Origin of the sequence: Cupriavidus sp. 2TAF22, assembly GCF_052115045.1 — a bacterium.
In the GTDB taxonomy this organism is placed as follows: domain Bacteria; phylum Pseudomonadota; class Gammaproteobacteria; order Burkholderiales; family Burkholderiaceae; genus Cupriavidus.
This window is the reverse complement of the sequence record NZ_JBFRFX010000007.1, coordinates 20,793-45,808: the sequence shown is the minus strand read 5'-3', so window position 1 is coordinate 45,808 and position 25,016 is coordinate 20,793. Positions and strand designations below refer to the sequence as shown.

Below are 25,016 nucleotides of genomic sequence, written 5' to 3'. Positions count from 1 at the left end.
CTTGTCAGTTGGGTTGCATGCGCCTGGCAAGCCCTGGCCGTGCCGCGCATGCGTGTGGAAAGTCGCCGGGCAATCCGCAAGGACCGCTGTTGCTTGCGTCGCGACGGCATGGCTGCCATTCTGCAAGCTTCTCCGCCTGTGTAAAATTCCCCAAATATTCACATCGCATGTGAGAAATCACCCATGTTCGACTGGGAGGATCTGCGCCATTTCGGTGTCTTCGCGCAGGAGAGTTCGCTGTCCGGCGCCGCGCGGCGGCTCAAGGTCGACCATGCGACGGTGGCGCGGCGCATCGCCGCGCTGGAAAGCTCGCTGGGACTCAAGCTGGTGGACCGGCGCCCGCGCAGCTATCTGCTGACCGCCGAGGGCGAACGCATCGCCGCCCTGGCCGCGCGCATGGAGCACGAGTCATATGCCGTGGAGCGTACGGCGGCGGCCGGCCAGACCGGCGTCAGCGGGGAGGTCACCATCAGCGCGCCTCCATCGATGGCCGCCGCGGTGATCGCGCCCCGGCTGGGCCAGTTGCGCGCGCGGCATCCGGCCTTGCGCGTATGCCTGACCGGGGCCACGCGCGTGGCCTCGCTGACCCGGCGGGAGGCCGACCTGGCGGTGCGCCTGAGCCGTCCGGCAGAAGGCGAGCTGGTGGTGCGCAAGCTCGGCACCGTGGCGTTCTCCCTCTATGCCTGCGCTGCCTACCTGGACGCCACCGCGCCGTCCGACTACGGCTATATCGCCTATGACGACAGCATGGAAGGGTCGCCGCAGCAGGAGTGGCTGAAACAACAGGCGCTAGGCCGGCCCATCGTGATGGTCAGCAACGAGCTGGACATCCAGGCTTCGGCCGCCCGTGCCGGCGTGGGCATCGCGGCGCTGCCCCATTTCCTGGGCGAGCGCGACGGCGCCCTGCGGCGCGTGAAATGCAAGGGAAAGCGCCTGACGCGCGAGATCTGGCTGGTCGTGCACGCCGACATCCGCCGCGCGCCACGGATCCAGGCCGTCATGCAATTCCTGGGGCTATGTTTCGCGGAGCATGGCGGGCTGTCCTGAGGCACGCCCCCTGGCGGTGTCGCGCGGCATTCGGTGGCGGGCGCCGCCTGCCATCAATGCGCCCGCAGCGCATCGACGATGTTCATGCGTGCCGCGCGCAGCGCCGGGAGGAAGCCGCCGATCAGGCCCATCGCCATCGAGAATGCAAGCGTCTTCACCACCACGGAAGGCGTGAGGATAAAGCGGAACGAGAGGTCGGCAAAGGTCTGGAAGTTGGTCGTGGAAAACGAAGCCAGCTGCATCAATGCCGCGCAGCCCAGCCCGAAGATGCCGCCTGCCAGACCCAGCAGCAGGGCCTCGACCAGGAAAGCGGTGAGCACGTTGACGCGCTTGAAGCCGAGCGCGCGCAGCGTGCCGATTTCCGCGACGCGATTGGCGACCGATGCGTACATGGTGATCATGGCGCCGATCATCGCCGCGATCGAGAAGATCGTCGACAGCGTGAAGCCAAGGATGTTGATGAAGGTGGAGAGCGCCTTCGACTGGTCGCTGTAGAAGGCCTGTTCGCGCTTGGCCTCGTTGGCAAGCCGCGGGTCGACATCGATGTCGGCCTTGAAGCGCTCGAAGCTGCCTGTCTGCGCCAGGCGKAACACCATCGCCGAATAACTGGTCCGCCGGAACGATTGCATGAGCTGGTCGACATCGCCCCAGATCTCCGAGTCGAAGCCGCTGCCCCCTGCGTCGAAGTGCCCCACGACCGTCCAGTCGCGCTGGGCAAAGCGCAGGTGCTCGCCGATCTGCACGCCGCTGAATCCCTTGGCGATGCCGCTGCCGACGATGATCTCGGACGAGCCGGACCGGAACATGCGCCCCGCCACCAGTCTTACCTGCGGGCGCAGATCCAGGCCCGCTGGCGACACGCCGCGAATCACCACGTTAGACGGCCGCTCCGAACTGGTCTTGGTGAGCGAGATGAGCACCACGGCTTCCTTGGACACCAGGGGCCGTCCGCCGCCGCCCATCGCCACCGCCGGATGCATCTCCATGATGCTGGCCTGGTCGCGCGAGATGCCGCTTTGCACCTCGGTTTCGGCGCCCTTGCGGATCACCACCACGTTGTCCTGCTCGCCGGTGGTCACGAGTGTCTTCTTGAGGCCCGCGTCGAGCATCAGCATGGTGGCGAATACGAACACCACCAGCGCCAGCCCGCCGGCCGTGAGCGACGTGGTCAGCCGGCGTGCCCACAGGTTGCGCGCGATATAGGAAAGCGGAATCGCCATGGCTGCCCCGGATCCGCTAGCCGATGGCCCGCAGGCCTTCGACAATGCGCACGCGCGCCGCCTGCACGGCCGGCACGATGCSGGCGGCGACCCCGATCACCAGCGCGCATGCCGCCTGCAGCCGGAATGTCTCGCCCGACACGCTGAAGACGGGAAACACACCGCCCACTGCCTGCTTGAACAGGCTCGCGACGGGCGACGTGGCGAGCATGCCGATGCCGCCGCCCACGATCCCGATGGCGATCGATTCACCGAACACGAGCAGCGCCAGGAACCCGGGCCCGAAACCGAGCGCCTTGAGCGTTGCGTACTCGACGGTGCGCTCGCGCGCGCTCATGGCCATGGAGTTGGCCATCACCGCCATGATGATCACGATCACCACGTAGGAGACGACGCGGATCGCCGCGATGATCTGGTTGGACATGGCCACGAAGCCGAGCTGGAATGCCTGCTCGGTCTCGGTGAGCGTCTCGGCAAGGGAGTTCTTGAAGACGCCATCCACGCCGCGCGAGATCGCCGCGGCATTGTCCGGGTTCGCCACGCCGATGACAAAGACGCCGACCTGGTCCGCCTGCCGGGGCGAGCGCTTGCGCACGGTCTCGTTCAGGTATTCCCAGTGGAACACCATCTGGCGCGTGATGGTGCTCTCGTCGCGGCCGTCGAGGATGCCGCGCACGACGAACTCCCAGGTGCCGGGATAGATGGTGCCTTTGATCGGGATGACGTCGCCCACCTTGAACCCGAACTGGTCCGCGAGCTGGCGCCCGACCAGGGCGCCCTTGCGGTCGCGCTGGTAGTCGGCGCGCTGCTGCGGCGGCACGACGAACTCCGGGTACAGGTCGAGATAGTTGTCGGAAACCGCGAACTGCGCAAAGAAGTTCTTGGGATCGCGGTAGACGCCCCCGAACCAGTTGGAACGGGCCACCAGCGTGACCCCGTCGACACCACGGATACGGTTCTCATAGCTCAGTGGCAAGGCGAACACCAGCGAGATGGCGTTGCGGGTCACCAGCCGCGCATTGGATGCCGCCGCGGCGCCCGCGTACCAGGCGTCGACCACCGTGCGCAACAGCCCGAAGGCCAGCACCGCCACCACCAGCCCCACCACGGTCAGCGTGGTGCGCAGCTTGTGCCGCAGCGCGTTCCTCACGATCAGCTTCAGCACGTACATGGCATACGTCCGCAATGCCCGCAACGCCGTTCAAGCAGCCTTCCCATGGCTGAGTTCCCCCTTCTCCAGGTGCACCAGCGACTTCGCCGCGCCGGCGGCGTGCGCATCGTGCGTGACCATGATGATGGTCTTGCCGAGCTCCGCGTTGAGCCGCTGCATCATCGACAGGATCTCCGCGGCGGAGGCGCGGTCCAGGTCGCCGGTAGGCTCGTCGGCCACGATCAGCATCGGGTCGGTGATCAGCGCGCGGGCGATGGCGACGCGCTGCTGCTGGCCMCCGGACAGTTCGGAAGGATAGTGGCTCATGCGGTCGGCCAGGTTGACCATCTCGAGCACCAGCCCGACCCGCGCGCGCCGCTCCGCGCGCGTGAGGCGCGTCAGCATCAGCGGCAACTCCACGTTCTCGTAGGCGGTGAGCACGGGCATCAGGTTATAGAACTGGAAGATGAAACCCACGTTGGCCGCGCGCCAGTCGGCCAGCGTTGCTTCCGCAAGCCGCGTGATGTCGAGCCCGGCGACCAGCAGCTCGCCGCTGTCCGGCCGGTCGATGCCCGCAATCAGGTTCAGCAGCGTGCTCTTGCCCGAGCCGGACGGCCCCATCAATGCGATGAATCCGCCCTCGCCGATGTCGAGGGTGATGTCGGTCAGGACCGGTACGGTCTGCGCGCCGCGCCGGTACGATTTGGCGACGTGGCGGATGGCGACGAGCGGCGCGGTGTTCACGCTACTTCTTCGCCAGGGTGACCTTGGCGCCGTCCCGGATCTTGTCCCCGGGAGCCAGCACCAGCACGTCGCCCGGAGCCACGCCGCCGACCGCGACGAGATCCCCCAGCCTGGCGCCCGTGGTGACCGCGACTTCGCGCACCATGCCGTCCTTCACCACGAAGGCCACCTTCCTGCCGCCACGCTCGACGATCGCGCCCGGTTGCACCGCAACCAGGGGCTGCCGGTCCTGCGGCGATACCGGCTTCGACAGGAACGCGATCTTGGCGCTCATGTCGGGCAGCACGCGCGCGTCGCGGTCAACGAAACGCACCTTGACCAGCACGGTCGCCTTCGACCGGTCCACGGTGGGCACGATGCGCGAGACCCGGCCCTCCATCCTCAGCGCGGGCAGCGCGTCGAGCTGGAGTTCGCAGGGCTGGTCCACGCTGATCTTGCCGATATTGGACTCCGCCACGTCCGCTTCGACTTCAAGGGTCTCCATGTCGGCGATGGTCACGACGGCACCCTTGGTGTCGGACGCGGACGAGAACGGTGTGATGTTGTCCCCGACATTGGCATGCTTGATCAGAACCACGCCATCGAAGGGCGCGCGGATCACGGTCTGGTTCACCGCGACCTGGGCGACACGGGCATTGGCCTGCGCCGAGGCAATGGCGGCGCGGGCGCTGCCGACCGACGCCCTGGCCTTGTTGTAGCGCGCCAGGTCGGCCTCGTACTGCGCCGTGGAAATCGCCTGTGGCACGAGCAGGGTCTCGGAACGGCGCAGGCTGGTTTCCGCATCCTTCAACTCGGCGACCTGCAGCTCGAAATTGGCCTGCGCCACGCCCACCTGGGCCGACGCCTGGGCCAGGGAGGCCTCGACGTCCCTGCTCTCGATCCGGGCAATGATCTCGTCCTGCTTCACCCGGGAGCCTTCCAGCACGCCGAGCCATTCGAGCCGGCCTTGCGCCTTCGAGCCGACCGCCGCCTTGCGCTGCGGCACCACATAGCCCGTCGCGTTGAGCATGGTGTAGTTCTGCGACGGGTAGGCCGAAGTGACGGTCGCCGTTTCCACGGCCTGCGGGGCAGTCAGCCGGACGGCAATGCCGGCCACGGCGGCGATGACCAGCGCAATGGCAGCGTAAGGCACCCAGCGCCGGCGCCGCGGCGCCGGCGCGAGCGAGCCGCGGTCGATTTTCAGCCTTGCCAGATCGTGATCAGCCAATTTTTCGGACCTTTCCCAGAAAACCAGAGCGTGTTCCGGAGCGCCTTGCAAGGCGCACGCCCCGGCGAAGCGCCCCGCCCGCATGTGCTGCGGCAGACAGGTCCCCAGTATAGTGCCGCGCCCGGACAGTGCTTGCAATGCCACTTCGGCAGCGATACGACGGAGATACGGCGGCCCGGACCTGGCGGCCGGCCGGCATCGTCCTTCCACGCGCCCGCGGAGATGCCGGCGTCAGGTATCCCCGACGACGCAGGGCCGCGAGTTCGAGGCTCGCCCTTCATGCACGCCGCCTGATGCCTCACTGATAGTGATGGATGCCATCAAAAATTATCGTTGTACATGATTCGACCCGGCGCATAACTTTAGTGCACACGCTCTCGGGTCCATTCCCCAGGCCATCTGAGCGGACAGCCAGGCCGCTTGCCCGGCGATCGACTTGATCGATCAGGCAGGCGTCGAGCGGCACCGGCCAATAAAGCAATTCAAATAATTGGAGGAGACATGACAGAACGGATCGGCTATGCCGGGATTCAAAGCAATCCCGTGTTCAAGGAGCTCGTCAGCAGACGCAGGCGGCTCACAATTCTTCTTTCCGCGGTGACGATCGTCCCTTACTGCATCTTTATCCTGGTTGCCGCACTGAGCCCGGGTTCGCTTGCATCGCGGCTTTCCGGGCAAAGCAATATCACGATCGGCTGGGCCGTTGGCGCGATGCTTATCCTGGGATGCTGGCTACTGACGGGGTTCTATGTCCGGCAGGCCAACGTCGACTTTGACCGACTCACGGAAAGACTGGCACTCGGGGCTGAAAAATGAAACCGAAGCTAAAGGCAGCGTTCATTTTCTTGTCTTGCCCGCTCGCAATACCATCCTACGCAGCCCCGGGAGCGCTGCAAAACATAGAGGCGCAGCCGATCAATACCGTCGCCATTCTCATGTTCCTGGCATTCGTGGTCGCCACCCTGGGAATAACGTACTGGGCCGCATCCAAGACGAAATCGCTGGACACCTTCTACACTGCTGGCGGCGGCATCTCCGGATTCCAGAACGGACTGGCCCTGGCGGGCGACTATATGTCGGCGGCCGCCCTGCTCGGGATCAGCAGCATGATCTTTTCCAGCGGCTACGATGGCTTTATCTACTCCATCAGCTTCTTCGTCGCCTGGCCACTGCTTCTGTTCCTGTTCGCGGAGAAAATCAGGAACCTCGGCAAGGTCACCATATCCGACATCGCAGCGTACCGGCTGGACCAGAACACGATACGAATATCCATGTCGATCGGGTCCCTCACCGTCGTTTGCTTCTACCTGGTCGTGCAAATGGTCGGCGCCGGACAACTCATCCAGCTTCTCTTTGGCCTGGACTACAACTATGCCGTCATCGGCGTGGGCCTGCTGATGATGATCTACGTCACGTTCGGGGGCATGGTCGCGACCACCTGGGTACAGATCATCAAGGCAGTCCTTCTCCTGGCCGGCGGAACGCTTCTGGCAATCCTTGCATTGTGGAAATTCAATTTCTCCATTGATTTCCTGCTGGCCAAAGCCGTCGAAAGCCACAAGGCCGGCGCGAAGATCATGGCACCCGGCGCCCTGGTGTCAGACCCGGTCTCCATGTTTTCACTGGCGATCGGGCTGGTGTTCGGTACTGCAGGGCTGCCTCACATCCTGATGCGGTTTTTCACGGTTCCGAACGCCAAGGAGGCGCGCAAGTCGGTATTCGTGGCAACCGGGTTCATTGGATTCTTCTTCCTTGTCGTCGCCGTCCTTGGACTATCCGCCATCGTCATCGTCGGCAAAGACCCTGCCTTCTTCGTCGGAGGGGACATCGGCGGCAAGCTCATCGGCGGCGGAAACATGCCCGTCATGCATCTGGCCAAGGCCCTCGGCGGCGACGTGTTCCTCGGGTTCCTGTCAGCGGTAGCCTTCGCGACCATCCTGGCCGTTGTCGCCGGTCTCACCATGGCTGGATCGTCCACTATCTCCCATGATCTGTACGCCAGGGTAGTCATGAAGAACCGGGCAGACCCGGCGCGCGAGATGCGGGTGTCCAGGGTTGCCTCAGTGTGCATCGGTGTCGTCGCCGTTGGCCTGGGAATTCTCTTCAAGGACCAGAACATCGCCTTTCTCGTCGCCCTGACCTTCGGCGTTGCCGCATCCGTGAATTTCCCGATCCTGGTGCTCTCCATCTACTGGAAAGGCCTGACCACGCGCGGCGCATTGATCGGCAGCGTGGCGGGGATCCTCTGTTCAGTGGGGCTCGTGATCCTGTCGCCGGCGGTCTGGGTGAAGGTACTTGGATACAAGACGGCGATCTTCCCCTACGACTATCCCGCGATCATTTCGACGAACGTGGCCTTCCTCGTCACCTGGCTCGGATCCGTCACGGACCGGAGCGCCCGCGGCCGCCAGGAGCGCAAGGACTACGAAGGTCAGTTCGTCCGGGCCCAGACCGGAATCGGGGCGTCCCGGGCCGTCAGCCACTAGCCACGCTCCTCCGCTCGGCAAGGTACCGGCCAGGTCCACCTGCCTGGCCATTTCACGATCATTGAAGGCGGAATCAGTTTCCCTTTCATGCAGGCCCACGCCTAGGAATTTCTGGAGCTGAAAATGCAGTACAAAGACACCGGCCTAAGGTTTTCCCGCATTACGATTTTCATTCATTGGCTGATCGCGGCCGCCGTCGCGCTGATGGTCTGGCTTGGCCTTTCCGCCAGCCAGCTGGAGAACGGCCCGGAGAAGGCCGAAATCCTCCGGGTGCATGGCGGTGTAGGGGCGCTCGTCCTCGTCGTTTCCATCTATCGCCTGTGGGCGAGACTCACTTCCTATCACCCCCTCCCGCTCGGGTCGCCAAATCCGATCGAAGTCATCATCGGCAGGTCCGTGGCGGTTGGCCTGGCTCTCGCGACCGTTCTCTTGCCATTGGACGGATGGCTGGCCATGTCTGCGGCAGGCGAAGTCATCACGCTGCCCGGCGGTATCGTGCTCCCCGCCCTGACGGGACCGAATGCCGAGGTAGCGTACGTCGCGAAGCTGCTTCACAAGATTGGTGTGTACGCATTTCTCGCCGGACTGGCCCTTCATATCTTCGGCGCCGTCAAACATCACTTCGTTCTCAGGAACGACACGCTGAAGCGAATGCTGGGCAAGAACGTGGAGCTCTGATCATGAAGCACGAAAGCCAAATCATCATGTCGAAGAATTCAGCAACAACATTGTGCGGCATCGAATATCCGGTATTCCAGGCAGGCATGGCCGGCATTTCCGGGCCGGCGCTGACGGCGGCGGTGTCCAATGCAGGCGGCCTGGGACACCTCGGCGGGCTGCGCCTGCCACCCCTGGCCCTGAGAAAATGGATTCGCGAGACGCGGGAGCTGACAGACAAGCCATTCGGCGTGAATCTCGTCCCGTCCTTCGGTGGCCCGGATGTATTCGAAGCGCAGTTCCGCGTTGTGCTGGAAGAAAGACCGCGGGTACTTTCGCTCTTCTACGGCAGCTTCCACGAGATGATTCCACGAGCGAAGAATGCGGGCATCACGGTCATCGTCCAGGTCGGAACGCTGAGTCTTGCCAGGGAGGCGATCGCGCAGGGGGCGGACATCATCGTCGCCCAGGGGGCCGAGGGTGGCGGACACCTCAACCAGGGAACGATCGGCGTGATGTCGCTGGTGCCTGCCATCGTCGCCATCTCGAAGGGACGCCCCGTCCTGGCCGCGGGCGGCATTACGAACCGTGCCGACGTGCGGGCGGTGATTGAAGTTGGCGCTTCGGGAGTCTGGGTTGGCACCGCTTTCGTGGCAAGCGATGAATCCCTTGCGCATGACCTCTACAAGCAGAAGATCGTGGCGGCCACGGTGGACGATACCGAATATCGGACCGGATACTCGTTCGGCTGGAAATTCGGCACCCCGCACAGGGTGATTCCCAACCGCAAGAAATGGAACCTCGTGAAATATGTAGGTGGCGGAGCGCGCGTCATCGACAAGCCCGAAATGGCGGAAAAGCTGTCGCTATACGCAGGCCAGGGCGTCGGGAAGATCGATGGCATCGTCCCCGCCAGCCAACGCGTTGCCGAGCTGGTCGAGGGCTTCTCCCCCTGGTTGCCCGCAGACGCCCTGCCGGCGCTCCACGGCGCTCACGAGACGGCCTGAGCCGGCGCCGGGCAGTTCCGGGGGGCATGGATATCCGGCCTTGAGATGTCCAGCCCCCCCGATCGGGGCCCGGGGCCGGACACGGGAAGTCCACACGGACTACTCCCCGATGGATTCGAATTGCTCGTGCGCCATATCGACCATGGCACGGACGGCCGACGTCTCGAAGATATCCTTCCTGCGGACGAACACGGTCGCCACGCGCGAGAATTCGGACGGAAGCTTGTGACAGCGGATCAGCTCCCGCGAGCCTTGATTTTCCACGACGGCGCGGGGAAGTATCGTCACACCCATCCCTGCCGTCACGCACGAGATGATCCCGTCGAGCGTGCCCAGTTCCAGTATCTGTCCCGGAATGAGTCCGGCCTGGTAAAGCCATTGCTCCAGGGTGGAACGATAGAAGCAACCCGTGCGGAAAACGAGGACCGTCTGCTGAGCCATGTCCTTCGTAAGGCTTGCCAGCGTCCGATACTTCCTGCTGCTGACGAGGACGAGCTCCTCCTTGAAGATTCCCTCCTGGTGCAATACCGCGTTCTGGTGGAACCCACCGACGAACGCCCCGTCAAGCCGGTGACTCTCCACTGCCTTGATGAGCTCCACGGTCGTGCCGGTGATGAGCGAGAGCTGGACCTGCGGATACTTTTCCCGATAGCCGGCCAGTACCTTTGGCAGCCTGACCGCCGCGGTGGTCTCCATCGATCCCAGCCGCAATATCCCGGTCGGCGTCGACGTATCCAGCAGGACACTCCGGCTCTCATCGGCCAGCTGAAGAATGCGCTGCGCGTATCCGAGGAAGGTCTCTCCCGCCGAAGTGAGCGTGATGCCGCTCTTCTGGCGAATGAACAGAGGCTGCCTGAGTTCCTGTTCGAGATCCTTCACCCGCATTGTCACATTCGACTGGACGCAATGCACTTTCTCCGCAGCAGCAGTGAAGCTACCTTCTTCCGCTGCCGCGCAAAACATCCTTAGCTGGCGCAGCTCCATGTTATCGACTCCAGATATTACATTTATGATGGCTAGAATTCTTGGAAATCAGATGTAGCGATGCAGCGCCTAAATTATACTTCAGCTATCCACCGCGAAGCTTAAGTGAAATTATTCGTTTTTTTCGGTGCGGATGTCTTTTACAACGTCACGTCAATGCCATTTCAGACAAGTGATCGGGCCGTTACCAAAGGCAAATGGAATGCAGTCCTTATAAATTCCCGTCCCTGGTTCACATGAAAGGAATGAAGCATTTTTTCATGAACGGAAATAAGCTCTCTCTTCTATTTCACCGCGGTCATTTCACTACGGCGCGCGCAAGATCCTCCTGCCCCGCCGCCGATCGCCGCTAGTCGCTAGTCGCCGCTTGTCGCGCCACTTGCCCCGTTAGCCGGCGAGTTCACACATTTCTGCAAAGGTGAAGTTGATGCAATTTCCGGGTATTAGCGCCGAAGTCGAAGGGATTTTTGCCGGCGGCATTGGCATCCTTGGCGAAGAGGGCCATCGAAGCGGAATCTTCAAGAGACGGATCCGCGGCGAGGCCAAGGTGTCCTTCGATGGCATCGAAGGTGACGAACATGCGGATCCGAGGGTTCACGGTGGCCCCGAAAAGGCCGTCCATCATTTCGCCGCCGAGAACTACCGGCGCCTGGCGGAATGCTTTCCCGATTGTGCGGGCATCCTTGTCCCCGGCAGCCTCGGCGAGAACATATCAACGAACGGGCTTACGGAGCGGAACGTACATATCGGTGATGTCTTCAGGATGGGCGGAACGGTCCTGCAAGTGTCCCAGCCGCGAAGCCCATGCTGGAAGATAAATCACCGCTTCAATGCGGACGGCATGTCTCTCGTGGTCGCGCAGGAGCGCATGACCGGTTGGTATTACCGAGTGATCGGCAGTGGGATCATTGGACCGGGCGACAAGTTAGAGCTGATCGAGCGCGAAACAGAACGGTTCTCGATAGATGAATTCTGGCGCGTCCAGTCGTCCAGCCGGCCTGGCATCGACGACATGCTGGCCCTCATCGCCGTCCCGGGACTCGCCAATAGCTGGAAGGTGCGCCTGAACGACCGGGTACGGTGGATCCGCCAACGACACCCCGGATTGTGAGGTGCCGGCCGGGCGCACCGTCCTGACGGACTACGCCATGCCCCTCCGCCCGACTGGCGCCCGGCAGCCGCATGCGGATCTCAAGGCGCCTCCGGCTTGTGCCGGGGATCGTCGTTCGGATCGAGGTATTCCAGCCCGAGCGGCCCGGTGCCGCTGACCTGGGTGATGTACTCTCCCGACCTCGCCCAATGGAAGTGCGGCGTGCCCCCTGGCAGCACCACGACACTGCCGGGCGGATAGGCCGTCAGTTTCTGCGGGTCGAACTCATTACCGATGCCAATGTAGAACACCCCCGCGATCACGGTATAGACCCGGTCCTCGGGATGAACATGCGGCATGAGCTTCACGCCGCCCGGCACCTTTACGCGAACCACGTAGGGACCGGGCTTGCCCGGATCGCCGACCAGCACGGACAGCTGCGCACGCCGCGGGAAAGCGGCGAAGGACGACCACTGGATGTCTTCCTGCTGAATGGAGCCGACCTGCTTCGGCGAAAGCCCCCCGGCAAAGGCGGCGTGCCCGGTGATCAGGCACGACACGGCACAGACGATGCCCGCGACATTGGTCAGAATCTTTCGCATACCAGATACTCCTTTCTCCGTGAGCGGCCGCTCGGCAATGGGCCGCGACTGCCTCGACGTGAAGGCCCCGGAACCGCCCGCCTTCGGGTTCGTTCTCGCCGGGATCGCGCCGATCGACGTGACCAATATATTTCCTGCATGGATTCCGGTACACATCAGGGCGCTAACAAGAGTTGGTACACCGTGTAAAAGATGCCATCCGTCATCGCGTCATCGCGCCGGCCCGCGCGGCCTGCCGGGCTTCGCCGCCGGGCAGCGTTGCAAAGCCGCCGCACCCGCCGCGGCCATCGCGAGCGCGATCCAAAGCGCGATCACGCATGCGTGGAGGAACGGCTGCGTGACTCCCGGCAATTGAAAACGCCCGGCCACACTCCCCCGGGCGTTAGTCGTCTCGACCTGGCTGGCAATCCAGCAGGCGGGAAAGTGTCAATCCCTGGTCCGAGCTGTAAAATCCTCGCCGTTGATCCGGCTCGAGATGCTGATGTTCTCGGCCCGATGCTCGTGCAAGATCACGTTGATGATCTTCGGATCCGAGCCGATCGAGTCATGCGTCACCTGGATGATGTCTCTGATCAGCCTCGCACGACGCTCCTGCGTCAGGCCGGCATTGATGTGGCATTCGATAAATGGCACGGTTATCTCCGGGAATGATGTTATTTCAGGCGGCTGACCAGATCCTTGTCGTTGGCCGCGCCTTCGACATAGTCCGGCAGGTGCTCGCCATGCTCGACGAAATTGATCCCGCGGCCTTCCCGGATCACGAAGAAGATGTCGTCCTTCGTCTCGCCGGTCGCTTCGCTGACCACCCGCGGCAGTCCGGCCGCGAGCTGCCGCTTCTGCTCATCGGTTCTGCCAAATCGCATGTCACAAGAAATGAGGGCCATCCGGGTCTCCTATAGGCCTCTGTCGTCACTGGATTCCCGGGTGCTTCGCCGGGAACTTCGGTACCGGACTTACCCTCGTCATGAGCTGCATCAGCTCAGCAACCGAGTGCGCATCCAATGCAGAGACCAGATCGATGATCCGGCCTCGAAGCGTTTCATCAGCGTATTGCTCGCTGAGCCAATGGAATTTCTCGACCGTGCGGTCCCAGCTGAGCGGGTTGTCGAGCCCGCCTTCAAAGCCGACGTGCTCGGCGGAGAACACCCTTCCGTCCTTGCACCGGATCGTGACCCTGGTGTTCAAGGCACTGGGGTACCGGGCGGTGAATGCGGGGTCGGGACGCACGACGACCCGCTTCAGCAGGGCCTGCGCATCGTCCGCCTGCACTCCGCCCGGCTCCAGCTGGGCAGGTCCGACCTGGTCATCGAGCAGAGCGGCCGCGATAAGATACTTGAGGTTGTAGTCCGCCTGCTCCTTGGTCCGCGGATCATCCTTCGGGCCGAAGCCGCCACCACCCGCGATGTCGAAGCCGGTCTGGAAGATGTCGCACACCACCTCCTCGACCTCCTCGCTTTTCACATCGTTCGCGCGCTTGAGGGCGAGCGTCACCTCAAGCACCGGTTGCCCGTGAATCAGCGAGCAGTACTTCTTCATCACCGTCTGGAAAATGATCTCCAGGCGCTGATCCTCCCATTCGACATCGATTGGCTGGTCGAACATGCGGACCAGTCCGTTCGGCCCTTCGAACAACCGCAGCGGGCCGGTGAAGCCGCGCTTCGCAAGCGACGCCGCGTACACCGCGCGCATCCCGGTGATGCCCGGCGAAAATCCCTTCCATTGCGAGACCGGTTCGGAGTGAACGCAGGTCAGCGAGATGTTGTCTACCGTGGCGATCGCTATCGCATGGGCGAGCTGGTCCGCGTCGAGGCCGAACAACCTGCCGGACGCGGCCGCCGCCGAAACCGCGAGCTGAATGGCATGGTTGAAGCCCTTCGCCATCACGGGGACGATCGCCGTGATGCGGCACTGGATTTCATACGCTACCGCCAGCGCGAGCATGAACGCCTCGCCACTTGCGCGCGCATGCTCGGCCGCCGCGAGCACCGCGCCGAAATTATCGCTTGGATGACAGAGCCCGCCGGGAGACATATAGCTGTCCAGCAGATCGACGTAACGAACCAGGCTCGAGTTGTATAGCGCTGCCTGGTCGGGCGACGTGGTTCCGCCGCCGATCAGCGAGCAGGACCCCGCCGCCGGGCCGCGGTATTCCTCGAACTGCTCTCGCAAGGCCGTGAACGGCGTGCCAGGCAGTGCCGCAATCGCACAGCCGAGGCTGTCAAGGATGTTCCGCTTGAACAGCTGGCGGGCCTGCGGGGTGAGATGACTTGCTCGCGCGTTCGAAGCGAACGTCGCAATGCACTGGACGGTGGTCGGTGCGGTCATTCTTGACAGTTGCCTGTTGGATGATTTCAATTCATGCGAATTTCCATCCGCTACTTCCGCAACGTCTTGCGCTCCCGATATTTCATCTCGCTTCGCGCAGTTGCATTGCAACTGATATTAGGTGATCGATCGCGGCGCCCGAAACGAATTGTTTTGATAGCGGCAATCATCGAAGCAGATAGCCACCGCCCTCAGGCGCCAGGAAAGCGCCGCGATTTCCACAATGCCCGCTCCCGCAGATCAATGCCGGCGTCCATGCCAGTGCGGCAGGGAACCGGTGCGGCGTTTCCTGACGACAAGCCGGCCGCACCCCGATCAGTGCAAGCGGCTCCCGCCGTTCGCGAGGCTCAGCAGCGCTTGCTGGACCTTGGCCGCTGGGAGGTAGCCCGAGCTGAGCTGGCGCAGCTTTCCGTCGACTTCAACGAGCAGCGTCGGGAATCCCGAGACCCCCCACCTGCGTGTCAGCGCGAAATCCGCCCGCGCCGCCTGCACTGCCTCCTCCGACACCCAGGCGCTATGGAAGGCATCGGCGCTCGTCGGGTAGCCGGCGGCTGTCAGTGCGCGTGCGCCGATCTCTGCCAGGACATTGCCGTCCGTGGTGTCGAGCCCGTCGACATAGAACGCACGCTGAAATGCCTGGAAGACCGTCAGCAGGTCCACCGAAGGCTCGACCAGGCGAGCGGTGGCCACGGCGCGGCAGACCGGCTCGGTGTCGTAGACGAAGTCCTTGCGTGCGAGCAGCGCCTCGCGGTTGAACTCGGCGCCGCTCATCTGTTCTACGCGCGCCCAGTGCGACAGGCGGAACTGCTTGCCGGCGTCATCGAGCACCTGCGTCGATCCGGCCCCCATGCCGCCCAGGACAATATGCACGTCAAGGTCGGGCATGCTTTCGACGATGGTGGTCATCTCCTTGCCAAAGCCGTAGCACCAGGAGCACATCGGGTCGCCAACAAATATCAGTTTCATGGTCTGTTTCCAGTGGATCGCGTTTGAACGGGGATGGGCACTTCGCGGCCCATCGGCCGCAACGCCCCGGGGCTGCGGCACCGGAACTGAATATAGGACCGAACCACACCGGCACCAACAGCGCCAGCCGCAATTCAGTTGTTACGCTGCGTAACCAGAGCGAGGCCGGCCCGATGTTCCGCAGCGACCCGACCATGGCGGGGCGTCCCAGGCAACGCAAAAGAGGCGCCGTGCGCGCATGCTCCGCGCGCGGCGCCTCGCTGCCCCTGACTGCAGACAGGCGGCCGGGACCGCTTACTTGGCCGTCGGCATCGCGAATTCGGCACCCTTGTCGGTGCTTTCCGGCCAGCGCTGCATGATGGACTTCTGCTTCGTATAGAAGCGAACGCCTTCTTCGCCGTATGCGTGCGTGTCGCCGAACAGGCTGCGCTTCCAGCCGCCGAAGCCATGCCAGGCCATCGGGACCGGAATGGGTACGTTGATGCCGACCATGCCCACCTCGATGCGACGGCCGAATTCACGTGCCACATGGCCATCCCGCGTATAGCATGCGACGCCGTTGCCGAACTCGTGCGCATTGACCAGGTCCACGGCTTCGGTGAAGTCCTTGACGCGCACGCACGCGAGGACCGGCCCGAAGATCTCTTCCTTGTAGATGCGCATCTCGGGCGTGACATTGTCGAACAGCGTGCCGCCGGTGAAGAAGCCATCCTCGTGTCCCTTGACCTGGAGACCGCGACCGTCCACCACCAGCGTCGCGCCTTCGTCGACGCCCAGGGCAATATATCCCTCGATGCGCTCGAGCGCCTGCCGCGTGACGATCGGGCCCATTTCGGCGTCGGCCTCCATGCCGTTCTTCACGACCAGGTTGCGCGCGCGCTCGGCCAGCCGCGGGATGACCTTGTCGGCGATATCGCCCACCAGGACAGCGACGGAGATCGCCATGCAACGTTCGCCGGCGGAGCCGTATCCAGCCCCGACCAGCGCGTCGACAGCCTGTTCGATGTCCGCATCCGGCATGACGACCATATGGTTCTTCGCGCCGCCGAGTGCCTGCACGCGCTTGCCGTGCCTCGCGCCGGTCTCGTAGATATAGTTGGCAATGGGCGTCGAGCCGACGAAGCTGACCGCCTTCACGTCGGGATGGGCCAGCAGCGCATCGACGACCACCTTGTCGCCCTGCACCACATTGAAAATGCCATCGGGCAGGCCCGCTTCCTTCAGCAACCTCGCCATGAACAACGACGCGGACGGGTCGCGTTCGCTCGGCTTCAGGATGAACGCATTGCCGGCGGCGATCGCAACCGGGAACATCCAGCAAGGCACCATGCACGGGAAGTTGAACGGCGTGATGCCTGCCACGACACCCAGTGCCTGGCGCACCGTCCAGTTGTCCATTCCCGTCGAGACCTGCTCGGTGTAGTCGCCCTTGAGCAATTGCGGAATGCCGCAGGCGAACTCGATGACGTCGATACCGCGCGCGACCTCGCCTTGCGCATCGGAGAAAACCTTGCCATGTTCTGCCGTGATGATCGCGGCGAGTTCATCGCGGTGCTTGTTCATCAGTTCGAGGAAACGCAGCATGATGCGGGCACGGCGGATCGGCGGCGTATTGCTCCACTTCGGAAAGGCCGCCTTCGCACTTGCCACCGCAGCGTCGACATCGGCAGTCTCGCCCAGCAGCAGCTTGCGCGGACGCTCGCCTGTCGCCGGATTGAAGATGGCCTGGGTACGCGCACCCGAACCGCGAGCCGGCTCACCGTGTATGAAATGTGTCACATCGGCCGTGTCGTTAAACGCTTGCATCTCGACTCCTCAACATTGGTTGGTATGGACGGAGTTTAGGAAGGTGCCGCACGTGTGCAAAGGTGCTAACATTGAATTGATTGTTTTCATTAATGAACAATAAAAACATGGATACCCGAACGGTCGAAAGCCTCTGGACCCATTTGCACTGGTTGACGGTCCTTGCCGAACAGGGCAGCTACACCGCAGCCGCGGCACGCCTCGGCGTCAGCAAGGCGGCAATGAGCCAGCGCATCGCCGAACTGGAACGGGCGGCGGGCGTCGCGCTGGTTCAGCGCACCACACGCAGCGTGCGCTTCACCGAGGCCGGGCAGCGGCTTGTCGAAGACACGCGCGGGGAATACGAGCACATTGCGACGAGCTTCGCCACGGTCAGGGAAATGGCGGGCGTGGCGCGCGGATTGATCCGCGTGACGGCACCGGTGGCGTTCGTCCGACAACAGCTGGTGCCGCGGATGTCGGCTTTCCTGCGAGCCAATCCCGAAGTCCGCGTGCAACTCGAAGTGTCCGACCGGCTCAGCTCGATCGCCACCGAAGGATTCGATCTGGCCATCCGGCACAGTGCGCAAGCGCCCGAAACGCATGTCGCATGGAAGCTGTGTGAAACGCGCTCCGTGATTGCCGCGACGCGCGCGTATATCAAGCTGCGGGGCCTGCCGAAGGCGCCAGCGGACCTCTCCTCGCACGACTGCCTGTTCTACCCCCGCGCCCTCGGCGCCGGGATCTGGTCTTTCGAGCGAAAGGCGGCGCGCAAGCCGAGCCCCGGGCCGGTCACGGTCACGGTGAACGGACCGTTCTCGGCCAATAACAGCGAAGCGCTGCGCGACGCCGCGCTCGACGACATGGGCATTGCCCTCCTGCCTGACTTCACTGCACAGGCGGCAATCCGGGCCGGCAAGCTCGTGGTCATACTGCCGGACTGGCGTCCGGTCGGTGCCTTTGCCGACCAGCTCTATGTCGTGCGACCGTACACGCCCCACGTGCCGCGCGCGGTCGCACTGTTTGTCACGTATCTTCGCGAGACGTTCGCTGACGGGTTTCCCGTCCAGTAAGCTGCATTGGCATCTTGCGGCGCCCGCCTCGTCCATTTGCGCCTGCATCATTGTTTCCCGCCACGCAAAGGATATTTTCCGATTCGCTCGCGCCTCGCCAACGCGGCCAGCGGTACAGTCCACCGTTTACTGGTTCTGTACGGGCTCCGGTCTAACGATCGCGAAGCTGGAAAAGCATGAGCAGGTCTGCCACTCGAGTATTCCTTGTCACCGGCGTGAGTTCAGGCTTCGGCCGCGCGATATCGCAGGCCGCGCTCGCCGACGGCAGCACTGTCATCGGCACCGTCAGGAATGAGGCCGATAGAGTGGCGTTCAGGAAGCTGGCTCCGGGGCATGCCGATGCGCTTGTCCTCGATCTCACCGATCTCGATGCCATCGGCCCGGCGATCCAGGGCGCTGTCGAGCGTGTCGGGCCGGTGGACGTCCTGGTGAACAACGCTGGCTACGGTCACGAAGGCACGCTGGAAGAATCTTCCCTCGAAGCGCTGGTGCGCCAGTTCGAGGTCAACGTCTTCGGCGCGGTGGCAATGATCAAGGCCATCCTGCCGTCCATGCGGGCCAGGCGGACCGGCCACATCTTCAATATCACCTCGATGGCGGGCTTTGCCGGGCTTCCCGGCGTTCCGTACTACTGCGGAAGCAAGTTCGCGCTCGAGGGCATCTCCGAATCGCTGGCCAGGGAAGTCGCCGGCCTTGGCATCAAGGTGACGTCGGTCGCTCCTGGTTCATTCCGGACGGATTGGGCAGGCCGCTCAATGGTACGGACCGACCGGAGCATTGCCGACTATGACGCGGTATTCGAGCCCATTCGCCGCGCCCGCCGGCAAAAGAGCGGGAAGCAGGCCGGCGATCCCGCAAGGGCCGCGCGCATCCTGCTCGACCTGGTGGGCCGGGACGACGCGCCCGTTCATCTGTTGCTGGGCGCCGATGCACTCAGCCTCGTGCGGGGCAAGCTGGCAGCGCTGGCCGAAGAAATCGACACCTGGGAATCCGTGTCGAATTCCACGGATTTCTCGTAGACGACAGCCATTCGGAGCATGGCGGCGCCCCGGATCCCGCCTTGACCGGCGGCGGCGGCGCGGTGCACACACGCCCCTCGCGTGAAGCCGGATGCGCATTCCGTGGCGTGCGCCCGGCCGCGGCGAGGCACGCTTCACTTGTTCACGCTGCGCAAGACTGTTTGTCCACCGTGTGCCTTCGCATCCGCAGCCCGGTCGCCTAAATTTACTACCTATCGGTACCGCCAATTTCGGCGGGGACATCCGAGCTAACCTTTTCGAGATCATCATCATGAGCAATCAACAGAAAGTCGTCGTTGTCACCGGTGCATCCCAAGGTATCGGCGCTGAAGTGGTCAAGGCATTCCGCGAGCAAGGCTATCTCGTGGTCGCCACTGCGCGTTCGATCAAGCCGACGAGCGACGAGGGCATCCTCGCAGTCGCCGGCGACATCAGCGACCCGGCGACCGCCAAGCGCGTGATCGCGGAAGGCGTGGCGCGCTTCGGCCGCATCGACTCGCTGGTCAACAATGCGGGCATCTTCCTCGCCAAGCCGTTCACCAGCTATACCGCCGAGGACTACGCAGCGGCACTAGGCGTCAACCTCAACGGCTTCTTCTTCATCACCCAGCTTGCCATCGCCGAGATGGAGAAGGTCGGCGGCGGCCACGTCGTGAGCATCACCACGAGCCTCGTGGACCACGCCATCAGCGGCGTGCCCTCGGTGCTGGCATCCCTGACCAAGGGTGGCCTGAACTCCGCCACCAAGTCGCTCGCCATCGAGTATGCAAAGACCGGCATCCGCGTGAACGCCGTATCCCCCGGCATCATCAAGACGCCCATGCACGCGCCGGAAACCCACGCGGCGCTGGGTAGCCTGCACCCCGTCGGACACATGGGTGAGACGGCAGACATCGTGCAGGCCATCCTGTACCTGGAGTCGGCCAAGTTTGTGACGGGCGAGATCCTCCACGTCGACGGCGGCCAAAGCGCCGGTCACTGATAGGACACGCGGGCGCCGCCTGGCGGCGCCCTGCCTTGCCCCTGACTTGCCCACGAAACCGGGAGTACACAATGCCGATCGTTACGATCCAGGTAACGCGTGAAGGAACGAAGCCGGGCGCGCAAGCCGTGACCGCCGATGAGAAAGCGCTGCTGATCAAAGGCGTCAGCGAACTGCTGCGCGACGTCCTGAACAAGCCGCTCGACGCGACTTTCGTCGTCATCCAGGAAGTCGAAACCGAAAACTGGGGCTGGGGAGGGCTGCCGGTCGACGCCTATCGTCGCCAGCACGCAAAGCCATCCTCATAAAGCGCCACGCTTCGCTCTGCGCCGTGCCTCTGACCGCGTCACGAATCCGCATGGACGGCAGGCGACGCTCAGGCAGCGACACGCAAGCCAGCGTCGGCGCCTGAAACGGGCCGGCGCGGCGAGCCCTCGTCGGCAAGCGCCGAAGGCCGGTCAGCATGGAAGAACTGCGTGCAGAAATCGATAAACGTGCGCAGGCGCAGCGGCATCAGTTCGCGGTGCGCATAGAAGAGACAGAGCTCCTCGGTGGCATCCGGGCCCGAGCACCCCGGCAGCACGCGCTCAAGCCGGCCCGTGGCGACATCCTCCGCGACCATCGCTTCGGGCAAGGTGGCGATGCCGGTACCGCTCAGCGCGGCGAAGCGCAGGAACACGTCGTCGCCGTCCATGGAGGATCGCGGCAGCACGCTCACGCGCCGTCCGTCCTCCAGCAATTCGAGAAAACTCGTGTTCTTCTGCCTGGAACCGGGCTCCACCAGGAGAAAGTGACTCGCCAGGTCCGATGCCTGCCGCGGCACACCGTTCTGGCTCAGGTAGGCCGGCGCCGCCACCAAGACCCGCGACGCACTCCACAGTGTGCGCCTGATCACGGCCGGTTGATCCACCAGCCGCGCCGGCAGCACGGCTATGTCGAAATGGCCGTCGTACAGGTTCACCGGCCTGTCCTGCACGGAAATCATCAGGTTGACGTCAGGCGCGGTCGCCCGGTAGCCGGACAGGAGGCGCGCAAGCGTGCCGCCGGCAAACATCGGATGGATCACCAGCCGGATCCTGCCACTATCGACCTCGCGCTCCTGGCTGATGCGCCGGTTCGCCTCATCGAATTCCTCCAGCAGCCGCACGCAGCTGAGGTAGTAGGGCTGCGCGACGTCGGCCAGCTTCACCGACCGGGTCGTCCTGTGGAGCAACCTGGTCTGGATGCTGGCTTCGAGCTTCGCAATCGCCTTTGAAATCGTACCAGTCGTGACGCCAAGCGACTCCGCCGCCTTGCTGAAACTCTGATGCCGCGCGGCGGCAACGAATGCGCGCAGCATATACAGCTGATCCATGGTGACTCCAGACGAAATTGGTGCGCTGCCTGGCAGCAACGGAACAACAGTGCAACAGAACAACGGGGGCATGGGAGCCGGAGCGGAAGGCCGGACCCGAAGCAAGGCTCAGGGCACACACGGCATGGCCGTCTTGCTCGGATCGTCTTCTTTTTCGGATTGGCTTCGCAAGGACACCGTTTCTGTCGTGCGTGGAAACAAGCTTAGCCGTGTTTCCGGGTCACACGCGCGGTTTGTAGCGATAGGGGTATCGGGAAAACAGATACCCCATCCCTGCGCCCGGCAGCCCCGGCGCCGGCCCGCTCACACCTGCCGGTGTCGGACGCGATCCGGCTCAGGTACAAGGACAACGGGACTCCGCCCTCGGCAAGATGCGCCTTGCAGCGCATGGCGACGCCCCGGGCGAGCTGGCGCAACACCGCAACGGCATCGGGAGAGTTGCTCGTCACAAGCCAGAATGCACCTCGCGCTTGCCGGTCCTCTGCCCGGGCCGGCACGCACTAAGCCGCGGCCATCTTCATGCCGCCGCCTTCAGGGACTGGAACTCGCCCCGGGACACCTCGACGAAGGCCCGCATGGCGTTGGAGACATAGGCGTCGTGCCGGCGAATGAACAGGGTCTCGACATCCCTGTGCTCCGGGGCGATCTCGTGGAGCGCGACCAGCGCCTGGCGCGCCGCGCCCGCGACGACGCTCCTCGGCAGCAGGGTGATGCCAATGCCGGCCCCGACGCACGCGATGATGGCATCCAGCGACCCGAACTCCAGGGGCGTCGCTACCAGGATCCCCATCTCGGCGAGCAGTGCGTCGAGCCGCTGGCGGTACGAGCATCCCTGCCGGAAGACGATGGTCTTGAGGCTCGGGATGGCCGCCAGGGCACCGAGCGAGGAAACGGTGCGCGCCGTCACGACGACCAGTTCCTCATGGAAGATCACCTCACCGTGCAGATCGGGATGATCGAGCGGGCCGGCGATAAAGGCGCCGTCGAGCTTGCAGTCGGCGACATCGGTGGCCAGGCTGCAACTGGTGCCGGTCGTGAGCGACATCCGCACCTGCGGGTACATACGCGCGAAGCTGGTGAGAATGGGGGAAAGGCGCAGCGCCGCCGTCGTCTCGAGCGTCCCGAGCACCAGGTCCCCTCCCGGGGCGCCCTCATCAGTCGCGGCCAGCCTCGCATCTGCGACGAGCCTGGCGATGCGCCCGGCATACGGGAGCATTCTTTGCCCGGCGGGAGTGAGGCTCACGCCGCGCACATGGCGGCTGAACAGCGGCACGCCAAGCTCCCGCTCCAGCGCCCTGATGCGTGCCGTCACGTTGGACTGGACGGTGTGCAGCTCGGCGGCCGCCTGGTTCATGCTGCCGAGGCGGGCGACGGCTTCGAATACCCTGAGATCGGTCACATCCATCTTCATACCTTTCCAATACGGACGGCGGGCCGCCGCCTCATGAATCGCCGCTGCCAGGAAGGCCTGGCCACATCCGGGCTTGCCGACGCATGCGATCGATGGCGAAGGATAGTCCGCGGCCGCCTCGCACCAATTCAGGATGCACGCGCATCAAGTCTTCATCGCCGGGGGTGAGATAGTCAACCGATGTCGTGGAAAAACGGCGTTGCGCAAGCGGAATCAATACCGTACCGCCTTGTTCCATGTTCCATGTTCCCTATTCCTTGCGGTCTCGCGGGAACGCCGGGCACTGCTTGCGTCTTCGCGCGGGGCCACGCCGTCGGAGCCATTACATCATGTACTAACTGATGTTTCCCCGTGGTGGTTTATCGCGTGGCCAAAAGCCCCTACATTGCGATCCAGTACGGAAGCACCGGATACCGCGGCATGAGCTTGCCGGGCACGGTGCTCCGTTGCGCAAACGGTCAGCGGAGCAACTACCATGAGCAAATACGATTTTCCAGAGATAGACGGGGATCACCAGGCTATCCTGAAACTGCTGTACGTGTATCTTGACGCCATCTACGACGGCAATGCGACATGCCTTGGCTCGACCTTCCACCCTGCGGCCGCGGTGTTCGGCCATGTGAATGGCGAGGCCACCCACAGGACCGTGGCCGCCTACCTGGCCGCGGTAGCAGGACGAGCAAGCCCGGCCTCGCAAGGCGAGCCATACCGCATGTCGATCCTCTCCATCGACGTGCTCGGCGCCATGGCCAGCGCCAAGGTTCGCGTCAGGATGTTCGGATTCGACTACTACAACTTCCTTTCGCTGCTGAAGGTCGACGGCAACTGGCTGATCGCCAACAAGCTGTACACGCACCACGAAGAAGGTTGATGATCACGTACGCCATTTGCCACTCCGCACGAGTTCGCTGACCGCATCCGCGAACGCGTCGGGCGCCTCTTGCGGCAGATTGTGGCCAACCGCGGGAATCTGGCGGTGGATGCGCGGGCCCGTGAAGCGGGCCGCCGTTGCCTGACCGTCGGTCGCCGGCACGACGCCATCCGCCGTGCCGTCCAGCGTAATGGCCGGCACGGAGATCGGCGGTGTCGCCGCGAGCTTTTTCTCCGCGTCGTCGTATAGCGGATAGCCGGGAGCAAGACCGAGCCGGTGCCGGTAGGAGTGGATCACGACCTCGACGTAGTCCGGATTGTCGAAAGCCCGGGCCGCCCGCTGGAACGTGGCTTCGTCGAAGTGCCATGTCGGCGAGTTGTTCTTCCACAGGATGCGGGCGATATCGCGACGGTTCGCCTCGAGACCCGCGCGCCCGCGTTCGGTCTGGAAGTAATACTGGTACCAGAGCCCCCGTTCGACCTGCGCGGGCAATGGCGCGGCCGCCTTGGCGATATCCTGGATGAGATAGCTGTTGACCGAAACCAGCCCGACGCAGCGCGACGGCCGCAGCGCCGCCGCGACACAGGCAGCACGGCCACCCCAGTCGTAACCCGCGAGCACCGCTTCCGGAATGTGCAGCGCGTCCATCAGGGCGATTACGTCCTGGCCGATGGCGGCTTGCTGGCCCGCGCGCGGCGTGGCGGGGTCCAGGAAGCGCGTCGTGCCATGGCCCCGTAGATGGGGGACGATCACGCGATAGCCGCGCGCCGCCAGCATCGGCGCCACCTCCACGTAGCTGTGGATGTCATACGGGAATCCATGAAGCAGGATCACGGGGCGGCCGCCTGCGGGGCCTGCCTCGTGATAGCCGATATCAAGCCACTCCGTGCGCACCTGGCGAACGGGCAGGCTGCGCAGGGAAGCGCCCCGCGCGGCGGCGGGTGCGGCCAGCGCCGGCTTGCCGGCAAGCAGCGTGGCGCCCGCGACGCCGGCAGCGCCCGACAGCAAGAACTGCCGGCGGGACAAGATACTCTTC

The 25,016-nt window shown here is 63.9% G+C and carries 26 protein-coding genes; 11 read left to right on the top strand and 15 right to left on the bottom strand.

Features of this window, described 5'->3' with window-relative positions; genetic code table 11:
- Nucleotides 1-183: 183 nt before the first annotated feature.
- Nucleotides 184-1,047 (top strand): LysR family transcriptional regulator, encoded by an 864-nt coding sequence (locus tag AB4Z48_RS10520; RefSeq protein WP_441613869.1) that lies wholly within the window; start codon nt 184-186, stop codon nt 1,045-1,047.
- A 53-nt stretch (nt 1,048-1,100) separates the two neighbouring features.
- Here the strand turns inward: AB4Z48_RS10520 and AB4Z48_RS10515 are convergent, their stop codons facing one another.
- Genes AB4Z48_RS10515 through AB4Z48_RS10500 form a run of 4 tightly spaced genes read right to left on the bottom strand, consistent with a single transcriptional unit; the run spans nt 1,101 to nt 5,368 of the window.
- Nucleotides 1,101-2,267, bottom strand: coding sequence for an ABC transporter permease (locus AB4Z48_RS10515; RefSeq protein WP_441613868.1), 1,167 nt, complete (start codon nt 2,265-2,267; stop codon nt 1,101-1,103).
- A gap of 16 nt (nt 2,268-2,283) precedes the next feature.
- Nucleotides 2,284-3,438, bottom strand: coding sequence for an ABC transporter permease (locus tag AB4Z48_RS10510; RefSeq protein ID WP_441613867.1), 1,155 nt, complete (start codon nt 3,436-3,438; stop codon nt 2,284-2,286).
- Nucleotides 3,439-3,468: 30 nt separating this feature from the next.
- The gene (locus tag AB4Z48_RS10505) at nt 3,469-4,161 is read right to left on the bottom strand and encodes an ABC transporter ATP-binding protein (RefSeq protein WP_441613866.1); all 693 of its coding nucleotides are present in this window, start codon (nt 4,159-4,161) and stop codon (nt 3,469-3,471) included.
- 1 nt (nt 4,162) lies between these two features.
- Nucleotides 4,163-5,368, bottom strand: coding sequence for an efflux RND transporter periplasmic adaptor subunit (locus AB4Z48_RS10500; RefSeq protein ID WP_441613865.1), 1,206 nt, complete (start codon nt 5,366-5,368; stop codon nt 4,163-4,165).
- Between the two features lie 501 nt (nt 5,369-5,869).
- On the opposite strand from AB4Z48_RS10500, the gene AB4Z48_RS10495 reads away from it, so the two are divergent.
- From AB4Z48_RS10495 to AB4Z48_RS10480, 4 genes are all read left to right on the top strand, one after another.
- The gene (locus tag AB4Z48_RS10495; RefSeq protein ID WP_441613864.1) at nt 5,870-6,184 is read left to right on the top strand and encodes a DUF485 domain-containing protein; all 315 of its coding nucleotides are present in this window, start codon (nt 5,870-5,872) and stop codon (nt 6,182-6,184) included.
- The gene (locus tag AB4Z48_RS10490) at nt 6,181-7,854 is read left to right on the top strand and encodes a cation acetate symporter (protein ID WP_441613863.1); all 1,674 of its coding nucleotides are present in this window, start codon (nt 6,181-6,183) and stop codon (nt 7,852-7,854) included. Before AB4Z48_RS10495 ends, AB4Z48_RS10490 begins: the two co-directional genes overlap by 4 nt.
- A gap of 123 nt (nt 7,855-7,977) precedes the next feature.
- Nucleotides 7,978-8,532, top strand: a complete 555-nt coding sequence (locus AB4Z48_RS10485; protein ID WP_441613862.1) for a cytochrome b — start codon at nt 7,978-7,980, stop codon at nt 8,530-8,532.
- A 2-nt stretch (nt 8,533-8,534) separates the two neighbouring features.
- On the top strand, nt 8,535-9,518 hold the full coding sequence (locus AB4Z48_RS10480; RefSeq protein ID WP_441613861.1) for an NAD(P)H-dependent flavin oxidoreductase: 984 nt from the start codon (nt 8,535-8,537) through the stop codon (nt 9,516-9,518).
- A 99-nt stretch (nt 9,519-9,617) separates the two neighbouring features.
- On the opposite strand, the gene AB4Z48_RS10475 is transcribed toward AB4Z48_RS10480, so the two are convergent.
- Nucleotides 9,618-10,502 carry a LysR family transcriptional regulator gene (locus AB4Z48_RS10475; RefSeq protein ID WP_441613860.1) on the bottom strand — a complete coding sequence of 295 codons (885 nt, stop codon included), beginning with the start codon at nt 10,500-10,502 and terminating at the stop codon, nt 9,618-9,620.
- Nucleotides 10,503-10,929: 427 nt separating this feature from the next.
- Here AB4Z48_RS10475 and AB4Z48_RS10470 point away from each other — a divergent pair, with 427 nt between their 5' ends.
- On the top strand, nt 10,930-11,613 hold the full coding sequence (locus AB4Z48_RS10470) for an MOSC domain-containing protein (protein ID WP_441613859.1): 684 nt from the start codon (nt 10,930-10,932) through the stop codon (nt 11,611-11,613).
- Between the two features lie 80 nt (nt 11,614-11,693).
- Here AB4Z48_RS10470 and AB4Z48_RS10465 read toward each other — a convergent pair whose 3' ends face one another.
- From AB4Z48_RS10465 to AB4Z48_RS10440, 6 genes are all read right to left on the bottom strand, one after another.
- Entirely contained in the window at nt 11,694-12,194 is a 501-nt protein-coding gene (locus AB4Z48_RS10465) for a cupin domain-containing protein (protein ID WP_441613858.1), read from the bottom strand.
- 426 nt (nt 12,195-12,620) lie between these two features.
- The gene (locus AB4Z48_RS10460; protein WP_441613857.1) at nt 12,621-12,827 is read right to left on the bottom strand and encodes a tautomerase family protein; all 207 of its coding nucleotides are present in this window, start codon (nt 12,825-12,827) and stop codon (nt 12,621-12,623) included.
- Between the two features lie 20 nt (nt 12,828-12,847).
- Nucleotides 12,848-13,078, bottom strand: a complete 231-nt coding sequence (locus tag AB4Z48_RS10455) for a tautomerase family protein (RefSeq protein WP_441613856.1) — start codon at nt 13,076-13,078, stop codon at nt 12,848-12,850.
- Between the two features lie 25 nt (nt 13,079-13,103).
- A complete protein-coding gene (locus AB4Z48_RS10450) occupies nt 13,104-14,519 on the bottom strand; it encodes an MmgE/PrpD family protein (protein ID WP_441613855.1) in 1,416 nt (471 codons plus the stop codon).
- Nucleotides 14,520-14,834: 315 nt separating this feature from the next.
- A complete protein-coding gene (locus AB4Z48_RS10445) occupies nt 14,835-15,485 on the bottom strand; it encodes a DsbA family protein (RefSeq protein ID WP_441613854.1) in 651 nt (216 codons plus the stop codon).
- Nucleotides 15,486-15,779: 294 nt separating this feature from the next.
- Nucleotides 15,780-17,291, bottom strand: coding sequence for a CoA-acylating methylmalonate-semialdehyde dehydrogenase (locus AB4Z48_RS10440; RefSeq protein ID WP_441613853.1), 1,512 nt, complete (start codon nt 17,289-17,291; stop codon nt 15,780-15,782).
- 107 nt (nt 17,292-17,398) lie between these two features.
- Between AB4Z48_RS10440 and AB4Z48_RS10435 the strand changes: the two genes are divergently transcribed.
- The 4 genes from AB4Z48_RS10435 (at nt 17,399) to AB4Z48_RS10420 (ending at nt 20,652) form a co-directional block, all read left to right on the top strand.
- The gene (locus AB4Z48_RS10435; RefSeq protein WP_441614067.1) at nt 17,399-18,343 is read left to right on the top strand and encodes a LysR family transcriptional regulator; all 945 of its coding nucleotides are present in this window, start codon (nt 17,399-17,401) and stop codon (nt 18,341-18,343) included.
- 176 nt (nt 18,344-18,519) lie between these two features.
- The gene (locus tag AB4Z48_RS10430; protein WP_441613852.1) at nt 18,520-19,362 is read left to right on the top strand and encodes an oxidoreductase; all 843 of its coding nucleotides are present in this window, start codon (nt 18,520-18,522) and stop codon (nt 19,360-19,362) included.
- A 271-nt stretch (nt 19,363-19,633) separates the two neighbouring features.
- Nucleotides 19,634-20,344: an SDR family NAD(P)-dependent oxidoreductase gene (locus tag AB4Z48_RS10425; RefSeq protein ID WP_441613851.1), complete on the top strand. Its 711-nt coding sequence runs from the start codon at nt 19,634-19,636 to the stop codon at nt 20,342-20,344.
- A 71-nt stretch (nt 20,345-20,415) separates the two neighbouring features.
- Nucleotides 20,416-20,652: a tautomerase family protein gene (locus tag AB4Z48_RS10420; protein ID WP_441613850.1), complete on the top strand. Its 237-nt coding sequence runs from the start codon at nt 20,416-20,418 to the stop codon at nt 20,650-20,652.
- 68 nt (nt 20,653-20,720) lie between these two features.
- On the opposite strand, the gene AB4Z48_RS10415 is transcribed toward AB4Z48_RS10420, so the two are convergent.
- From AB4Z48_RS10415 to AB4Z48_RS10405, 3 genes are all read right to left on the bottom strand, one after another.
- On the bottom strand, nt 20,721-21,683 hold the full coding sequence (locus AB4Z48_RS10415) for a LysR family transcriptional regulator (protein WP_441613849.1): 963 nt from the start codon (nt 21,681-21,683) through the stop codon (nt 20,721-20,723).
- 532 nt (nt 21,684-22,215) lie between these two features.
- On the bottom strand, nt 22,216-23,103 hold the full coding sequence (locus AB4Z48_RS10410; protein ID WP_441614066.1) for a LysR family transcriptional regulator: 888 nt from the start codon (nt 23,101-23,103) through the stop codon (nt 22,216-22,218).
- Between the two features lie 37 nt (nt 23,104-23,140).
- Nucleotides 23,141-23,347 (bottom strand): hypothetical protein, encoded by a 207-nt coding sequence (locus tag AB4Z48_RS10405; protein ID WP_441613848.1) that lies wholly within the window; start codon nt 23,345-23,347, stop codon nt 23,141-23,143.
- Between the two features lie 237 nt (nt 23,348-23,584).
- Between AB4Z48_RS10405 and AB4Z48_RS10400 the strand changes: the two genes are divergently transcribed.
- On the top strand, nt 23,585-23,980 hold the full coding sequence (locus tag AB4Z48_RS10400; RefSeq protein WP_441613847.1) for a nuclear transport factor 2 family protein: 396 nt from the start codon (nt 23,585-23,587) through the stop codon (nt 23,978-23,980).
- 3 nt (nt 23,981-23,983) lie between these two features.
- On the opposite strand, the gene AB4Z48_RS10395 is transcribed toward AB4Z48_RS10400, so the two are convergent.
- The gene (locus AB4Z48_RS10395) at nt 23,984-25,009 is read right to left on the bottom strand and encodes an alpha/beta fold hydrolase (RefSeq protein WP_441614065.1); all 1,026 of its coding nucleotides are present in this window, start codon (nt 25,007-25,009) and stop codon (nt 23,984-23,986) included.
- Nucleotides 25,010-25,016 lie beyond the last annotated feature (7 nt).

Coding starts and splice junctions, on each gene's coding strand:
- AB4Z48_RS10520 (WP_441613869.1), top strand. CDS start 184: ATGTTCGACTGGGAGGATCTGCGCCATTTCGGTGTCTTCGCGCAGGAG.
- AB4Z48_RS10495 (WP_441613864.1), top strand. CDS start 5,870: ATGACAGAACGGATCGGCTATGCCGGGATTCAAAGCAATCCCGTGTTC.
- AB4Z48_RS10490 (WP_441613863.1), top strand. CDS start 6,181: ATGAAACCGAAGCTAAAGGCAGCGTTCATTTTCTTGTCTTGCCCGCTC.
- AB4Z48_RS10485 (WP_441613862.1), top strand. CDS start 7,978: ATGCAGTACAAAGACACCGGCCTAAGGTTTTCCCGCATTACGATTTTC.
- AB4Z48_RS10480 (WP_441613861.1), top strand. CDS start 8,535: ATGAAGCACGAAAGCCAAATCATCATGTCGAAGAATTCAGCAACAACA.
- AB4Z48_RS10475 (WP_441613860.1), bottom strand. CDS start 10,502: ATGGAGCTGCGCCAGCTAAGGATGTTTTGCGCGGCAGCGGAAGAAGGT.
- AB4Z48_RS10470 (WP_441613859.1), top strand. CDS start 10,930: ATGCAATTTCCGGGTATTAGCGCCGAAGTCGAAGGGATTTTTGCCGGC.
- AB4Z48_RS10465 (WP_441613858.1), bottom strand. CDS start 12,194: ATGCGAAAGATTCTGACCAATGTCGCGGGCATCGTCTGTGCCGTGTCG.
- AB4Z48_RS10455 (WP_441613856.1), bottom strand. CDS start 13,078: ATGGCCCTCATTTCTTGTGACATGCGATTTGGCAGAACCGATGAGCAG.
- AB4Z48_RS10450 (WP_441613855.1), bottom strand. CDS start 14,519: ATGACCGCACCGACCACCGTCCAGTGCATTGCGACGTTCGCTTCGAAC.
- AB4Z48_RS10445 (WP_441613854.1), bottom strand. CDS start 15,485: ATGAAACTGATATTTGTTGGCGACCCGATGTGCTCCTGGTGCTACGGC.
- AB4Z48_RS10440 (WP_441613853.1), bottom strand. CDS start 17,291: ATGCAAGCGTTTAACGACACGGCCGATGTGACACATTTCATACACGGT.
- AB4Z48_RS10435 (WP_441614067.1), top strand. CDS start 17,399: ATGGATACCCGAACGGTCGAAAGCCTCTGGACCCATTTGCACTGGTTG.
- AB4Z48_RS10430 (WP_441613852.1), top strand. CDS start 18,520: ATGAGCAGGTCTGCCACTCGAGTATTCCTTGTCACCGGCGTGAGTTCA.
- AB4Z48_RS10425 (WP_441613851.1), top strand. CDS start 19,634: ATGAGCAATCAACAGAAAGTCGTCGTTGTCACCGGTGCATCCCAAGGT.
- AB4Z48_RS10420 (WP_441613850.1), top strand. CDS start 20,416: ATGCCGATCGTTACGATCCAGGTAACGCGTGAAGGAACGAAGCCGGGC.
- AB4Z48_RS10415 (WP_441613849.1), bottom strand. CDS start 21,683: ATGCTGCGCGCATTCGTTGCCGCCGCGCGGCATCAGAGTTTCAGCAAG.
- AB4Z48_RS10410 (WP_441614066.1), bottom strand. CDS start 23,103: ATGGATGTGACCGATCTCAGGGTATTCGAAGCCGTCGCCCGCCTCGGC.
- AB4Z48_RS10405 (WP_441613848.1), bottom strand. CDS start 23,347: ATGGAACAAGGCGGTACGGTATTGATTCCGCTTGCGCAACGCCGTTTT.
- AB4Z48_RS10400 (WP_441613847.1), top strand. CDS start 23,585: ATGAGCAAATACGATTTTCCAGAGATAGACGGGGATCACCAGGCTATC.